At 64.3% G+C, this 15522-nt stretch carries 16 protein-coding genes; 12 read left to right on the top strand and 4 right to left on the bottom strand.

The window, feature by feature from the left end:
• Nucleotides 1-83 precede the first annotated feature (83 nt).
• The 11 genes from secY (at nt 84) to J2S32_RS00730 (ending at nt 10244) form a co-directional block, all read left to right on the top strand.
• Complete coding sequence (secY, locus tag J2S32_RS00680; protein WP_253515110.1) at nt 84-1448, top strand: preprotein translocase subunit SecY; 1365 nt, start codon at nt 84-86, stop codon at nt 1446-1448.
• 31 nt (nt 1449-1479) lie between these two features.
• Nucleotides 1480-2127, top strand: coding sequence for an adenylate kinase (locus J2S32_RS00685; RefSeq protein ID WP_253515111.1), 648 nt, complete (start codon nt 1480-1482; stop codon nt 2125-2127).
• 67 nt (nt 2128-2194) lie between these two features.
• Nucleotides 2195-2830 (top strand): SRPBCC family protein, encoded by a 636-nt coding sequence (locus J2S32_RS00690; RefSeq protein ID WP_253515112.1) that lies wholly within the window; start codon nt 2195-2197, stop codon nt 2828-2830.
• Between the two features lie 84 nt (nt 2831-2914).
• Nucleotides 2915-4276, top strand: a complete 1362-nt coding sequence (gene gdhA / locus J2S32_RS00695; RefSeq protein ID WP_301298434.1) for an NADP-specific glutamate dehydrogenase — start codon at nt 2915-2917, stop codon at nt 4274-4276.
• A 279-nt stretch (nt 4277-4555) separates the two neighbouring features.
• The gene (rpsM, locus tag J2S32_RS00700; RefSeq protein ID WP_253515113.1) at nt 4556-4924 is read left to right on the top strand and encodes a 30S ribosomal protein S13; all 369 of its coding nucleotides are present in this window, start codon (nt 4556-4558) and stop codon (nt 4922-4924) included.
• Nucleotides 4925-4979: 55 nt separating this feature from the next.
• A complete protein-coding gene (gene rpsK / locus J2S32_RS00705; protein ID WP_253515114.1) occupies nt 4980-5369 on the top strand; it encodes a 30S ribosomal protein S11 in 390 nt (129 codons plus the stop codon).
• Nucleotides 5370-5478: 109 nt separating this feature from the next.
• Entirely contained in the window at nt 5479-6534 is a 1056-nt protein-coding gene (locus J2S32_RS00710; RefSeq protein ID WP_253515116.1) for a DNA-directed RNA polymerase subunit alpha, read from the top strand.
• A gap of 217 nt (nt 6535-6751) precedes the next feature.
• Nucleotides 6752-7174: a 50S ribosomal protein L17 gene (gene rplQ / locus J2S32_RS00715; RefSeq protein WP_253515118.1), complete on the top strand. Its 423-nt coding sequence runs from the start codon at nt 6752-6754 to the stop codon at nt 7172-7174.
• Between the two features lie 91 nt (nt 7175-7265).
• Nucleotides 7266-8669, top strand: a complete 1404-nt coding sequence (locus J2S32_RS00720) for a serine hydrolase domain-containing protein (RefSeq protein ID WP_253515120.1) — start codon at nt 7266-7268, stop codon at nt 8667-8669.
• Nucleotides 8670-8802: 133 nt separating this feature from the next.
• Nucleotides 8803-9369, top strand: coding sequence for a hypothetical protein (locus J2S32_RS00725; RefSeq protein WP_253515122.1), 567 nt, complete (start codon nt 8803-8805; stop codon nt 9367-9369).
• A 116-nt stretch (nt 9370-9485) separates the two neighbouring features.
• Nucleotides 9486-10244, top strand: a complete 759-nt coding sequence (locus J2S32_RS00730; RefSeq protein ID WP_253515124.1) for a hypothetical protein — start codon at nt 9486-9488, stop codon at nt 10242-10244.
• Here the strand turns inward: J2S32_RS00730 and J2S32_RS00735 are convergent.
• Genes J2S32_RS00735 through J2S32_RS00745 form a run of 3 tightly spaced genes read right to left on the bottom strand, consistent with a single transcriptional unit; the run spans nt 10241 to nt 12908 of the window.
• Nucleotides 10241-10861 (bottom strand): trimeric intracellular cation channel family protein, encoded by a 621-nt coding sequence (locus J2S32_RS00735; RefSeq protein WP_253515126.1) that lies wholly within the window; start codon nt 10859-10861, stop codon nt 10241-10243. The two genes, J2S32_RS00730 and J2S32_RS00735, sit on opposite strands and share 4 nt — an antisense overlap.
• Nucleotides 10858-11559, bottom strand: coding sequence for a PepSY domain-containing protein (locus tag J2S32_RS00740; protein ID WP_253515128.1), 702 nt, complete (start codon nt 11557-11559; stop codon nt 10858-10860). Before J2S32_RS00740 ends, J2S32_RS00735 begins: the two co-directional genes overlap by 4 nt.
• 14 nt (nt 11560-11573) lie before the next feature.
• Nucleotides 11574-12908: an amidase family protein gene (locus J2S32_RS00745; RefSeq protein ID WP_253515131.1), complete on the bottom strand. Its 1335-nt coding sequence runs from the start codon at nt 12906-12908 to the stop codon at nt 11574-11576.
• Between the two features lie 125 nt (nt 12909-13033).
• Here J2S32_RS00745 and J2S32_RS00750 point away from each other — a divergent pair, with 125 nt between their 5' ends.
• Nucleotides 13034-14719 (top strand): dipeptidyl-peptidase 3 family protein, encoded by a 1686-nt coding sequence (locus tag J2S32_RS00750; RefSeq protein ID WP_253515133.1) that lies wholly within the window; start codon nt 13034-13036, stop codon nt 14717-14719.
• On the opposite strand, the gene J2S32_RS00755 is transcribed toward J2S32_RS00750, so the two are convergent.
• Nucleotides 14701-15510 (bottom strand): hypothetical protein, encoded by an 810-nt coding sequence (locus J2S32_RS00755; protein WP_253515135.1) that lies wholly within the window; start codon nt 15508-15510, stop codon nt 14701-14703. The genes J2S32_RS00750 and J2S32_RS00755 overlap by 19 nt on opposite strands.
• Nucleotides 15511-15522 lie beyond the last annotated feature (12 nt).

Below are 15522 nucleotides of genomic sequence, written 5' to 3' on the forward strand. Positions count from 1 at the left end.
GTTCGACAATCCGTCCCCCGCTCCCTATCTAGCCTTCCTGTGCCGGGAGGGACCGGCGCCAATTCAGGATTGAACAGATTCCCATGGCATCACGCGCCGACAATATCGCGAGCAATATGAGCCTCGCAAACTTCTCCAAGGCCACCGAGCTGAAGAACCGTATCTGGTTCACTATCGCGGCCCTGATCGTCTTCCGCTTTCTCAGCTTCGTTCCGCTTCCGGGCGTGAATCCGCTGATTCTGGGTGACCTCTACGATCAGACGCGGGGCGGGATCCTCGACCTGTTCAACACTTTCTCGGGCGGCAGCCTTGAGCGCATGAGTCTCATCGCGCTCGGCGTCATGCCCTATATTACCGCCTCGATCGTGGTGCAGCTGGCAGCCGCGCTGCATCCCAGCCTCGCCGCGCTCAAGAAGGAAGGCGGCGCGGGCCGCCAGAAGCTCAATCAGTATACGCGCTACGGCACCGTGTTCCTGTGCGCGATCCAGGGCTGGTTCCTCGCTTCGGGCCTCGAAAGCTTCGGCGCGCAGAGCGGGCTGCAGGCAGTGGTCGATCCCGGCATCATGTTCCGCGTGGGCGCGGTCATCAGCCTCGTCGGCGGGACCATGTTCCTGCTGTGGCTGGGCGAACAGATCACCAGCCGCGGTATCGGTAACGGGGTGTCGCTGATCATCATGGCGGGCATTGTCGCCCAGTTCCCGACCTTCGTCTCGAACCTCGGTTCGGGCTATTCGGAAGGCTCGATCGCCACCGGGATCATCGTCGGCCTGATCGCGATGGTCGTGATCCTGATCCTCGTGATCTGTTTCATGGAACGCGCGCAGCGCCGCCTGCTGATCCAGTATCCCAAGCGCGCGACGCAGCGCGGCATGATGCAGGCCGACCGCTCGCACCTGCCGCTCAAGCTGAACACGGCTGGTGTGATTCCGCCGATTTTCGCCAGTTCGCTGCTGTTGCTGCCGCTGACGATCACCCAGTTCGCCGGCAATTCGGTCGATACCGATAGCGCGGCGGGGGGTGTGCTCCAGTCGGTGCTGCAATATCTCCAGCACGGCCAGCCGCTCTATATGGCGCTGTATGCCCTCGGCATCATCTTCTTCTGTTTCTTCTACACCGCGATCGTCTTCAATCCCGAAGAGACCGCCGAGAACCTGAAGAAGAACGGCGGCTTCATCCCGGGTATCCGTCCGGGCAAGCGTACCGAGCAATATCTCGACTATGTGCTGACGCGCATCACCGTGATCGGGGCAATCTATCTGACGATCGTCTGCGTGCTGCCTGAATACATGATCGCACAGACCGGCGTTCCGCTGTTTCTCGGCGGGACCAGCCTGCTCATCGTGGTCAATGTGACGGTCGATACGATCAGCCAGGTCCAGTCGCATCTGCTGGCGCACCAGTATGGCGACCTCATCAAAAAAGCGAAGTTGAAGGGACGCCTGCGTTAAGGCACAGCACGGGCGAAGGGGACAATACGCGATGGACATTATCCTCCTGGGCCCTCCGGGCGCCGGTAAGGGAACGCAGGCTCAGCGACTGGTCGAGCATCATGGCATGCGCCAGCTCTCGACCGGGGACATGCTGCGTGACACGCGCAAGGCCGATACCGAACTGGGCCGTACGGTCGCCGACATCATGGATTCGGGCGGGCTCGTTTCGGACGAGATCGTTTCGGCCATGATCGATGCCAAGCTGACCGAGATGGGTCCCGAGATCGGCGCGATCTTCGATGGCTATCCGCGCACCGCTGCGCAGGCCGACCAGCTTGACGAAATCCTCGCGCGGCACGGCCGCAAGCTCGACCATGTGATCGAACTCGAAGTGAACGAGGATGCGCTGGTCGAGCGGATCACCGGGCGCTTCACCTGCGCCAATTGCGGTGCGGGCTACCACGACGTCTTCAAGCTGCCTGAGAAAGAGGGCGTGTGCGACAAATGCGGCTCGACCGAATTCAAGCGCCGTCCGGACGATAACGAAGACACCGTGCGTACCCGCATGCAGGAATATCGCGGCAAGACTGCGCCGATCCTGCCGGGCTACGAAGCACGCGGTATCGTCAGCAGGGTCGATGGCATGGCTTCGATCGAAGACGTGACCCACGCGATCGACGCGATCCTCGCGGACTGATCGACCCGCCGCTTCCAAACAGGCGCAACTTCGCTTAGGACGTCTCTCCGCACAGGGGAGAGGGTCCATGCGTCTTGTCACAACGGTTCTTGCCGCAGCCATGCTGACCGCGGCGATGCCGCTTTCAGCCACGGTTGCCGAGACCAGCGAACGCGGCTTCGTGACGCAGGACCAGGCCGATGTCGCGGCCAGCCCGCTGGATACATGGCTCGCGCTGATCAGGCCCGCCGCCTGGTGGAACGACGCGCATACCTGGTCCGCCGATGCCGCCAATATGACACTGACCCCGCAGGCGGGCGGCTGTTTTTGCGAGCGCGTGCCCGGCGAGGACCGCGAGGACGGTTTCTCGCTCGACGGCAGCGTCCAGCACATGACCGTCATCCAGGCCTATCCGCTCAGGAACCTGCGCATGCGCGGGGGGCTCGGCCCGTTGCAGGGCGAACCGGCCACCGGTGTGCTGACGATCACGCTCGAGGAAATCGCGGGCGGGACGCGGATCCGCTGGGAATATGCCGTCGGCGGCTCCATGCGCTACGAGGTTGCCTCGATTTCGCAGGCCGTCGATGGCGTGATGAGCCAGCAATTGCATGGCCTCAGGGACTATCTCGGGGCGCTCGAAGGGGCAGGCGGCGAAGCCGATGATCCGGCCGACGGGGAAGCGACTATCGAGGCGCAGATCGACGCCTTGCAAGACACGGAATAGCACAAGCCGACGAGCGCCCGGCGAACGGGCGCCGGGGTCGCAAACATCAACTCGCCCAACCGGGCACCAGGGGGGAATTGCGACATGGCATCCGTCTACGACAGGCACGTGGATCTTTCGACATTCATGGAGGGCGTGAAGAAGCGCAATCCGGGGCAGGACGAGTTCGTCCAGGCGGTCCAGGAAGTGGCGCAGGACGTCTTCCACTTCATCGAGGACAAGGAAGAATACCACGAGGCGCAGATCCTGCGCCGGATCGCCGAACCCGACCGGATCGTCAGCTTTCGCGTGTGCTGGGAGGACGACAATCACTGTATCCGCGTGCAGCGCGGGTGGCGGGTGCAGAACAACAATGCGATCGGCCCCTACAAGGGCGGGATCCGCTTTCACCCCAGCGTCAATGAAAGCGTGCTCAAGTTCCTCGCCTTCGAACAGACCTTCAAGAACTCGCTCACCGGCCTGCCGATGGGCGGCGGCAAGGGCGGGGCGAACTTCAACCCCAAGGGCAAGAGCGACAGCGAGGTAATGCGCTTCTGCCAGAGCTTCATGACCGAGCTCTACCGTCATATCGGCCCCGACACCGATGTGCCCGCAGGTGACATCGGCGTGGGCGGGCGCGAGATCGGGTATATGTTCGGCCAGTACAAGCGCATCACCAATCGCTGGGAAGGCGTGCTGACCGGCAAGGCGACCGAATATGGCGGCTCGCAAATGCGCCCCGAGGCGACCGGTTATGGCGCGGTCTATTTCCTGCAGAACATGCTGACGCACAAGGGTGACGCGGTCGAGGGCAAGAGCGCGGTGATCTCCGGCTCGGGCAATGTCGCGACCCATGCGGCGGAGAAGATCGTCCAGCTGGGCGGCAAGGTGCTCACCCTGTCCGACAGCGGCGGCTTCATCCACGATCCCGACGGGTTCGACCAGGACAAGATCGACTGGGTCAAGGATCTCAAGACCCGCCGCCGGGGACGCATTTCCGAATATGCCGACCACTTCACCTCCGCCTCGTTCCACGAAGGGCGGCGTCCGTGGGATGTGCCATGCGACCTGGCGCTGCCATGCGCGACGCAGAACGAACTGAACGAAGATGAGGCGCGCAGCCTGGTCGACAATGGCTGCAAGGCGGTGTCCGAAGGTGCCAACATGCCGACCACGCTCGACGGGGTGAAGGTCTTCCACGATGCCAAGATCATGTACGGCCCCGGCAAGGCGGCGAATGCCGGCGGGGTCGCGGTCTCGGGGCTGGAGATGAGCCAGAATTCCGAACGGATCGCATGGAACCACGAACGGTTGGGCCAGATGCTGACCGAGCTGATGGAGGGCATCCACGGCAAATGCGTCGAATATGGCGACCAGGGCGATGGCTATGTCGATTACGTCAAGGGCGCGAATATCGCCGGGTTCAAGAAGGTTGCCGATGCGATGCTCGCATTTGGAGTGATGTAGGGTTTTGACCTTCGCGGCGTCAGGCGCTACAAGGCCTGCAACACCTCGCGAGCCGCCCATCCGGCGGTCTCGTTGGTTTGCGTGTGCTGGGCGGTTGACGCCGCGGGCGAATCCCCCTAAGCGCGCTCTTCATTCGACATTGCGGTGAGTCCGGCGGCGACAGCCATATTGGGCGCCCGCCTGCCCATTTGTATCAGGCAGGTACCGCGAGCGTCGATGAATGGAGCGATGAGATAGGGTTAACCGGATGTCCGGTCCCTGTGGAGCATGGAGAAGTAAGTGGCTCGTATTGCCGGGGTAAATATCCCCACCAACAAGCGCGTGATCATCGCGCTCACCTATATTCACGGAATCGGCCGGACCAAGGCCGTCGAGATCGCCGACAAGCTCGGCATTGATCACGCGCGCCGCGTGCAGGACCTGTCCGACGAGGAAGTTCTGCGCGTTCGTGAAACGATCGATGAAGAGCACATGGTCGAAGGCGACCTTCGCCGTGACACGGCTATGAACATCAAGCGCCTTATGGACCTGCGTTCGTATCGCGGCCTGCGTCACCGTGTCGGCCTGCCCGTCCGCGGCCAGCGCACTCACACCAACGCCCGGACCCGCAAGGGCAAGGCCAAGCCGATCGCTGGCAAGAAGAAGTAAGCGGAGGGATTTCCCTACGCTTTTGCCTTCTTGATAGATTAGAGGAATACAGACCATGGCACGCGAACCCGGCCGCGTTAGGCGCCGCGACAAAAAGAACATTTCGAGCGGCGTTGCGCATATCAACGCCAGCTTCAACAACACGATGATCACCATCACCGATGCACAGGGCAATGCGATCAGCTGGTCCAGCGCCGGCATGATGGGCTTCAAGGGCAGCCGCAAGTCGACTCCCTATGCCGCGCAGGTCGCCGCCGACGACGCGGGCCGCAAGGCCGTGGAACACGGCGTGCGCACCCTCGAGGTCGAAGTGAAGGGTCCGGGCTCGGGTCGTGAGAGCGCACTGCGCGGTCTTGCGGCAGTGGGCTTCACCATCACCTCGATCCGTGACGTGACGCCGATCCCGCATAACGGGGTCCGTCCTTCCAAGCGTCGTCGCGTCTGATCCGTACCTGCCTGGCGGCTCGCTGACGCGGGCCGCCGACACCCTCTCACGGACCGGACGCTCTCGCAAAGAGCGCCGGTCCTGCCCGCATCCGAACCAGGGGATTTTCATGTCCGTCAACATCAAGAACTGGCAGGAACTCAAGAAACCCAATGTCCTTGATATCAAGGAATCCGGCGACAAGGCGCGCAAGGCGACCTTCGTGGCCGAACCGCTCGAGCGCGGCTTCGGCCTGACGCTCGGCAATGCATTGCGTCGCGTGCTGCTCAGCTCGCTCCAGGGTGCCGCGATCACCTCGATCAAGATCGAGAACGTGCTCCACGAATTCAGCTCGCTTGCCGGCGTGCGCGAAGACGTTACCGACATCGTCCTCAACGTGAAACAGATCGCGCTGAAGATGGAAGGCGAGGGCATGAAGCGCCTGCAGCTTTCCGCTACCGGCCCCGGTGAAGTGAAAGCCGGCGACATCGCCGTATCGGGCGACATCGAAGTGATGAACAAGGATCTGGTGATCTGCCATCTCGACGAAGGCGCGACGCTCAACATGGAGCTCACTGCCGACATCGGTAAGGGCTATCGTCCGGCCGTCATGAACCGCCCCGTCGATGCGCCGATCGGCCTGATCCCGGTCGACTCGCTGTTCTCGCCGGTCCGCCAGGTCAGCTACAAGGTCGAGAACGCCCGCGTTGGCCAGGAGCTCGACTACGACAAGCTTTCGCTGTCCATCGATACCGACGGCACTGTCACTCCCGAAGACGCCGTGGCCTATGCCGCACGCATCCTTCAGGACCAGCTGACGCTGTTCGTCCACTTCGAAGACGGTATCCCGCAGCCCAGCTCGGCCATGATCGGCCAGGCTGCAGAGCCGCAGGAAAGCGACACCAACCAGCTCAACCGCTACCTTCTCAAGAAGGTCGACGAGCTGGAACTGTCGGTCCGTTCGGCCAATTGCCTCAAGAACGACAACATCATCTACATCGGCGACCTGGTCCAGAAGACCGAGGCCGAGATGCTCCGTACGCCGAACTTCGGCCGCAAGTCGCTCAACGAGATCAAGGAAGTGCTCTCGTCGATGGGTCTGCGCCTCGGCATGGACATCCCCGGCTGGCCGCCGGAAAACATCGAGGAAATGGCCAAGAAGCTCGAACAAGAGCTGCTGGGTTAATATGAAGGTGCGGGGTCGGACATCCGTCCGACCCTTGCGGCACCAGCCCACTCCCCCACCCGGCCACCCATTCAGGATGCTGCCGTGGGTGGCCGGGTGGGGGAGTGGGCCGGCACCGCCCCGACCGCAAGGTCGGAAACAAACGGGAGGGTCGGCCCTATCCGACCAGCTACGGGCTACCTCGCACGGGCCCCTATCGAACGAAGGATGATTTGAAATGCGTCATAAAATTTCCGGCCGTAAGCTGCAGCGCAAGACCGGCCACCGTAATGCGATGCTCCGCAACATGGCCGCCGCGCTGATCAAGCACGAGCAGATCATGACCACTTTGCCCAAGGCGAAGGAAATGCGGCCTTACATCGAAAAGCTGATCACGCTGGCCAAGCGTGGCGGCCTGTCGAACCGTCGCCTCGCCATGAGCCGCCTGCAGGACGAAACCCAGCTCAAGAAGCTGTTCGACGTTCTGGCCGAGCGTTACGACGACCGTGAAGGTGGCTACAGCCGCGTGATCAAGGCCGGTTACCGCGGCAGCGACGCCGCCCAGATGGCCATCATCGAACTCGTCGACCGCGACGTGGACGCCAAGGGCCAGGATTCGGGCCCGGTCATGAACGAAGACATGGACCTCGAAGAGGCGTAAGCCGCATTCGAAACCAGACAAGCGGGGCCGGACAGGAAACTGTCCGGCCCTTTTGTTTTGCCTGCGCGAAAAGCCGTGCCACAAGGCGCGCATGATCAGACATGTCCTCGCAGCCGCCGCGCTGCTCGCCGCCACGCCCGCCGTTGCCCAATCGACTACGCAGGACGCGCTCGAGGCGCGCTATGACCGCGCGCTCGCTGCGGGCTACAAGGCGCTGTTCCTGTGCAGCGCCATCGCCAATGCGGAACGGATTGGAGCAACGAGAACGCCGGAAAGTGTCATGCGGTGGGAGTTGAGTGGCATCCAGGCACCGCTTGATGAGATCGTTGGGGAATTGCCTTACGTCATCGAGCGTTCGCCTGATGGCCCTGTTTCCTACGTTTCCGTTCCCTTCGGCGGCACCAGTTCCGTGCGCTATGCTGTGCACGACCCGGAGAAGGGATGTTCGCTTCGTCCGATATCCTACCCCGCTGCGGCCACAGTAGCAGAAGCAGTTGCTGACCCGGCGAGATCAGGTGGTGCTAACGACGCTGGCCAGAAGTCTTTTGAGCTAGTCATCGATTCCCAAGGGAAATCGCCGATCGCGCATGTCTCGCCTTTGGATGCTGTCTTCGCGGACGCATTTGCAGACAGCTATGGACCAGGAACCCGCACGACGGTTGTCTTAGTCAAGCGCGGCGGTGAGACGTGGGAGCGGTATCCGGCAAAGTGGGAAGACGTACCCCAGCGAACGTGGTCGGTCGCAAAGAGCTTTGCTGCTACCTTGGTAGGCGCTGCCGTACAGCGCGGCGACGCTAATGTTGCGTCATCGGCAGGTCTCGGTGGGGCTTCCCCGGACCCGCGCAACGAGATCACCATCGACCACCTGCTCCGCATGGCTTCGGGGCGCTATTCGGACACCCCGGGAAACCGCACCGATCCGCTCTATTTCGGAGGTTCGACCGTCGAAGAAACGGCACTGCACTGGCCGCTCGTCCATGTGCCGGGGACGGTTTACCGCTATGCCAACAACGATACGCTGGCCGCGGTGAAGGCGATCGAGATGACATTCGCCGATCATCCGCCAGCCCGGTTCTTCGCCAAGCTCGGCATGCACGACACCGTCGCCGAAACCGACTGGCGCGGCGACTATATCCTCTCGAGCCAAGTGTGGTCGACCGCGCGCGATCTGGCGAAACTGGGCCAGCTCTATCTCGACGACGGCATGCTCGCCGATGGCACACGCATTCTGCCCGAAGGCTGGGTCGACTATGTCTCCGCGCCCACCGGTCCGCAGCCCGACAGTCCTTTCGGCTATGGCGCGGGGTTCTGGCTGCTCAACCAGTCCGACGGCGTCCCGGCCGACACATTCGCCGCAATGGGGAATCGCGGGCAGTTCATCGTAATCGTGCCAAGCATGAACGTCGTGATCGTACGCCGGGGTGAAGATCCAACCGGATCACGCTTCGATATCGCTGCGTTCACCCGTGATGTGCTTGAAACGCTTGAGGATTAGGCGTTCATAAAAAGAGCTATATACCTGAACAATCCCTGTCGCCAGAGTTCAGCGTCACCTCACGCAAGTCCCTCTAGAACCCTTCTCATAGCCGAGGCAATCCCGCCGCGGCACCGACGAGGAGGACCTCGAGATGCAACAATTGACCAAAACGTTTGCGAAGGGTGGGATCGCAACGGCTGCCGTCGGCGCGCTGGCGCTGGCCGGAGCCACGCCCGCCCAGGCCCGCGGTGATGATGACGGGATTTCGGTCGGCGAAGTGATCGCCGGCGCAGTGATCATCGGCGGCATCGCCGCTATCGCCAGCGCGGCCAGCAAGGACCGCGACCACTACCGCGACGGCCGCTATTACCGCGATGGCCAACGCTACAACAACGGCAATGACTACCGCCGCACCGCCTATGCCACGCGCGGCAACCCGCGTTCGGCAGTCGAGCGCTGCGTCAGCGCCGCCCAGACCGATGCGCGCCGCTATGGCTATCGCATCGCCCAGGTAACCGACATCCGCGACGTCGACGACACCCGCTATGGCTGGAAGGTCAAGGGCACGATGGTTGTCGACGGGCAGCGCGGTTACAACTCGCGCTATGACCGCCGCGATCGCCGGTACAGCGACCGCGACAGCGGCAGCTTCACCTGCTCGATTGAGCGCGGCCGCGTTACCTATCTCGACTTCAGCGGTATCCGCGGACTACGCTGATACTCGCTTTACGGACCACCCAGGGCGGTTCAGGCTTCATTTAGCCTGGGCCGCCTAGTCCTGTCCGATCGATAATCGCGCGCCGGGTGGGGGCGTGACCACTGGGGTACCAGGCCATGCCGTCCATCAAATCGCTTTCCGCCGCGCCCGCGCTGCTTGCCGCGCCCGCGCTGCTTGCCGCGCTCTCGCTGACCGCCATGCCGGTGCAGGCCGCCGACTTGCCCACGCCCGCAGCGCCCGTGGCGGCGCATTCCGCCCCCGCGTGGATGCCGGGCGATGACGACGCAGCGGGACACCGGCGGTATCGCCACCGCCGCGATCGCGGCGTCGATGCGGGCGATGTGCTGGCGGGTATCCTGATCATCGGCGGAATTGCCGCCATCGCTAATGCGGCGAAGGGCTCGAGCGAACGCTATCCGCAACGCGACAGCCGTTATCCCGAACCGCGCCGCGGCGGGGTCAGCTATGATGACGGGCGCGGGATCGACCGGGCGGTCGACATGTGTGTCGAAGAGATCGAACGCAATGCCCGCGTTGAAACCGTCGATGCGGTCAATCGCGATGCGCGCGGCTGGACCGTCAGCGGCGCGCTTTACGACGGGCAGGGGTTCAACTGCGCGATCGGCGCCGACGGCCGTATCGAATCGATCGGCTATGGAACCGGCGGCTCCAGCTACGACAGCTACGGCAGCTATGACGACGCAGCGCGCCTTGAAGGTGAGGATCGCCAGTATGACGATGCCTATTACGCCGCCATGCGCGCGCGTAGCGATTCTGCGCAGCCCGCCTATCCGGGTGGTCCCCTGCCGGGGGATGAGGATGCGGTCGATGCCGATCTCGAATACGGCACCGGCTACCGGGGCGCTGAGCGCTAGTCGCGCTGATAGGCGGGGAGTGCCAGGTTCCACCTGATCGCGGCCAGTCGCAGGCCATAACCCGCGGCGGTTGCGCCCACCCAGACCCATTCACGCATGATGCCCGCGACATCGCCGAGCACCGTCACGCTGGCCGATAAGGCTGCGGCGGTGACATAGAGTTCGGGCCGCATCAGGATCGATGGACGTCCGGCGACCACGTCGCGGATGATACCCCCCACGCAGCCGGTGATGACCCCCATCAGCGCGGCGGGGACCGGCGGCACACCATATTGGAGCGCCTTGGCCGAACCGAGCACGGCATAGGCCGCCAGTCCCAGGCCATCGGCAATCGACAGGAAGCGGCCCGCCCACCAGCGTGTGGGGATGAACCACGCGAACAGCGCCACCGCGAGGCACACGCCCGCGACCCCGCCATCGTGGATCCAGAAAACCGGCGCACCGATCAGCAAGTCGCGCACCGTGCCCCCGCCGACACCGGTGACCAGCGCGAAGAAGGCCAGCGTGACGAAGGTCTGCCGCTCCTTGGCGGCGACCAGCGCCCCGGTCAGCGCAAAGATCGCCACCCCGGCAAGGTCGAGCCAGTCGAGCAGCGGTGTCAGGACTTCCGTATTCATTTGGCGCCCACCCGCACACTACGCCGGCGGAACATCAGGATGCAGCCGAACAGCGCGCCGATTACCGACAGCAGGGCGAAGAAGATCAGGATCGGGTGATGCGTGTCCTCGCGCGTCTGCAAATCCATGATGTGCAGGCCCCAGACGAAATCGAAGGTTCGCCACCAGCGTGTGCGCACCGCCTCGATCTGGCCGGTTTCGGTACCGACATAGACATGGGTGCCGTCCGCCAGCGCCACCTGCCAGACCGGCAGTGGGCGGCGGAAATCGAAGGGGACGTCCTCGGCTGCAAAGCGCGCGGTCCCGGTGACCTTGTCGCCCCCCTCGATACCTTCGGCCACGATCAGCCGCGCCTCGACCTCGGACAGCGGGCCCATCGCGCTGCCATCGGGGCGGTATCGCGCGGTCGTCCCGTCCATATAGGCGATGCGCGTAATCGTCTCGCCGCGTTCGACCTGCGTGGTGACCGCGCGCACCGGCCGGGTGCTTTCGGCGGGCAGCGAGACCGCGATCTCGGTATCTGCGGGCAGTGCACGCTCGGGCACGTCCTTGCGCAGATGGTTGCCGCGCACTTCCTCGATCGGCTTGGCCACCATGACCAGCCCGGTCACGGTCCACATCAGCACCGGCAGACCGACCAGCCAGCCCAGCCAGATGTGCCACCGTGAAATGCGCTGCATGATGCGCGGACGTTGCATTGCGTCGAGGCTCCCTAGCCGTGGAGGATCGTGCCGATCGCTTCTGCCGCGGCAATGCAATCGAGATCCGCCCACCTGCGCGAGATGACCTGCATTCCGCAAGGCAAGCCGCCCGTTTCGCCCACAGGCAAGACGGTGGAGGGGAGGTTGGGATAGGTCGCCAGCCCAGCCCAGCACAGCGCGGTCGCCCCGGGCTGGTCGGAGCCATTGATGGTCGCCATGCCATCGAAGAGGCGATCCTCGCGGTGGGAGAAGGCCAGCAGCGGTGCAGGCGGGGCAAGGACGAAGTCGTAGCTGTCGAACAGCGCGGCCCAGGCGATCTCGCTGCGCGCCTGCGCATCGCGCATGTCGAACCAGTTGGTCGCGCTGGCGCGTTGCCCGTCGGGGCCGGGCATGCCGCGCGCGAGTGTCACGTTGAGCATGCGCATGTAATCGGCCTGCTGCGCGGCGAGGTCGGGGACGAGGTCGCTTGCGCGATCGACGCTGATACCCGCGCGCTCGAGCTCGGCCGCCGCCGCTTCGAGCGGTCCGCGCACTGCATCGTCGGTCGGGCAGGAGGGGTGATCGAGCAGCAGCAGGAAACGGCTGTCCTTGAACGGTTTGGTGCGCGCGCGCAGCGGAACCGTCTGTGTCAGTTCGACCAGCAGCCGCAGGTCGGCGGCATTGCGCGCCAGGGGCCCTACGACAGACAGCGCGCCGTCATGCGCCTCCTGCCCCGCTGCCACCGGGTGGACATGGCCGCGCTTCGAGATCAGCCCCCAGCTACTCTTGTGCCCCCAGACGCCGCAGAAATGCGCGGGGACGCGGATTGACCCGCCGATATCGCTGCCGAAGTCGCAGGGCACCATCCCGCTCGCGACCGCCGCTGCCGAACCGCCCGAGGACCCGCCGGGAGACAGCGCGTGATCGTGCGGATTGTTAGTCCGGCCATAGACCGGATTGTTCGATTGCCAGTCGGCGAGGTCGGGCGGGACATTGGTCTTGCCGAGGATGATCGCGCCGGCAGCTTTGAGCTGGCGGACCACCCAGGCGTCACGCACGGCGATCGTGTCGGCATATTCGCCGTGACCCCAGCAAGTCGGCAGGCCGCTGACATCGAAGCTTTCCTTGATCGTCATCGGCACGCCGAACAGCGGCTGGTCCTGGGGCAGCCGCCCGGCGGTCATGGCCTTCGCCTGTTCCTGCGCGCGGTCGAAGTCGGTCACCACCACCGCGTTGATATGCGCGTCGAGATGTTCGATCCGCGCAATCGCCGCTTCGACCGCCTCGAGCGGCGACATCTCGCCATGGCGGATCGCGCCCGCGATCTCGATCGCCCCGGGTTTCGTGGTCAGTGTCGGATAGGCCATGCTCGTTCCTCCCTGCGCCAATGTCGGATAAGCGAACCGCGCGGTCAATCGCGCTCTTGCGCAGGACACATCAGCGCCGCATGGCGTTTTCCAGCGATAGACCGAACAATTTCAGAGGATATCCCATGCGTCGCGCCATCCTGCCCCTGTTGCTCGCCAGTGCTGCCTGCACGCCTGCCGTCACCGACACGCGGATTGAACCGAACGCGGTGCCGCCTGCCGCCGCGGCCCCCGATGGCTACGATCTCAAGGAACAATACGCCAAGCTGACGGTGATCGAGATGGCGCCCGACACCTCCTTCCTCACCGGGGAAGAGCGCGAGGTGGTCAACCTGCTGATCGAAGCGAGCGGCTATATGGACGAGATCTACCTGCGCCAGCGGGGCGCGGATCTGCCGCAGCTACGCGAGACGATCGCGCGTAGCCGCCGCGCCGACCGCGACATGCTGGTGGCGATGTTCGACCGCAATTTCGGTCCATGGGACGAGGTCGCCGAGCTGCACCCCTTCTGGGGGACGCAGGCGATGCCGGAAGGGGCAGGCTTTTATCCGCAGGACCTGACGCGCGCGGAATTCGACGCCTATCTCGCGGCCAATCCCGACCAGCGCGAGGCACTGACCAGCCCCTATACGGTGGTCAAGCGCAGCGGCGAGGGCTTCATCGCCGTCCCCTATTCGCAGGAATATCGCGAATGGCTGGTGCCCGCCGCACGCCTGCTCGAACGGGCGGCACAGCGGACGTCCAACCCCAGCCTGAAGAAATTTCTCTCGCTGCGCGCGGCCAGCTTCCTGACCGACGACTATTTTGCCAGCGAGATGGCGTGGATGGACCTGCAGGATACGCCGATCGAGGTCGCGATCGGTCCCTACGAGGTCTATACCGACCGGCTGTACGGCACCAAGACCGCCTTCGAAAGCTTCGTGACGCTGCGCAATCCCGAAGAAAGCGCCGCGCTGGCGAAGTACAAGAACTACCTGCGGACGATGGAAGAGAACCTGCCCATCCCCGACGCGGACAAGAATTTCCAGCGCGGGTTCGAAAGCCCGATTGCAGTGGCCGATCAGGTCCATGGCGGCGGCGACAATGTCCCGGGTACGCAGACCATCGCCTTCAACCTGCCCAATGACGAGCGCGTGCGCGAAGCGAAGGGGGCCAAGAAGGTGATCCTGGCCAATGTGCTCGGCGCCAAATACGACCGTATCCTCGCCCCGATGGCCGATGTCGTGCTCAAGGATGACCAGGCAGCGCTGGTGGCGAAGAAATACATGGAAGCCAACACGCTGTTCCACGAGCTGTCGCACAGCCTCGGGCCGGGCACGATCACCGTCGATGGCCGGCAGACCACGGTGAACGAGGAACTGCGCGACCAGTATTCGGCGCTCGAAGAATCGAAGGCCGATGTGATGGGCATCTGGAACATCCTGCTGATGATGGAGAAGGGCGAAATCCCCGCCGCGGAAAAGCCCGAACTGTTCTCGACCTATTTCACCGGCCTGTTCCGCTCGATGCGGTTCGGCACCGAAAGCGCGCATGGCCGCGGCGCCAAGCTGCAATATGGCTATCTCCAGCAGAAGGGCGCATTCGCCTGGGACGCCGCGGCGCAGCGGTACACGGTGGATTCTGCAGCGATGGAAGCGGGTATCCGCGATCTGCTGAGCGCGCAGCTGATGCTGCAGGCGCGCGGCGATTATGCGGGGACCAAGGCGTTCTTCGATCGCCATGCGGTGCTCGACGATGCCGCCAATTCGCGGTTCGCGGCGATGGCCGATATCCCGGTCGATATTGCGCCGGTCTATCCCGACGGGGTCTGAGGGGCCTGACGCGCGAGCGCCAGTGCCAGCCCGTATCCGAGGATCGGCGCGGCGCCGTAGCCGATCAGCACGCTTGGATAGTTGGACACCAGCGCCGCGAGCGAAAAGCCGAACAGCGAGCCTGCCAGCGCATGGCGCACGGGTTTCTCTGCAGGAAGAGCGTGGGCGATCAGCAGGAAGCTGGCGAGCAATGCGGCGGCGAGACCGAGCGCGGCAAATGGCTGGTGCAGCGCCAGGTCGACCAGCACGCGCTCGACGAAGGGCTGGGCGGGTAATTCGCCGCGCAGCCCCGCGCTGATACTGGCGAGAAAGGCGATCCCCGCGACCGGCACCATCCGCCAGTCACCATTTGCATTGTAGAGCCCGATGGCGGCCATCATCACCGCGAGGCCGGGCGCCGCGTCGGGCTGCAGGCTGGCCGCGAGCAGCGCTGCCAGCAGGATCGGCGGGGCGTAATCCGCGTCCCGCGCCGCCAGCACCACCAGTGCCGGAACGACCAGCGCACCGGCATGCAGCGTGACCGGCCCCAGCGGCAGCCAGCGCGCTATGCCGTTGAGGTGGGGGCCGCTGAGGAGCGGGATGAACAGCAGCGCCAGCAGCAGCACCGCCAGCACACGTTGGCGGCTGCCGGTCAGACGTATCCGCACAAGGGCTGCAACCGGTAATGCCAGCAGCAGGGCCAGCACATTGCCGACCGGATAGGCCAGCGGAGCGCCGCCAAAGCCAAGAAAGATCAGACCCGCCAGAACGGGCGTGCCGAGCGCGAGGACGATTGCCGCGCGCCCGGCCATTCAGCGGCCCTC

It is taken from the genome of Qipengyuania citrea, assembly GCF_024171405.1.
GTDB classification, from domain to species: Bacteria; Pseudomonadota; Alphaproteobacteria; order Sphingomonadales; family Sphingomonadaceae; genus Qipengyuania; species Qipengyuania profunda.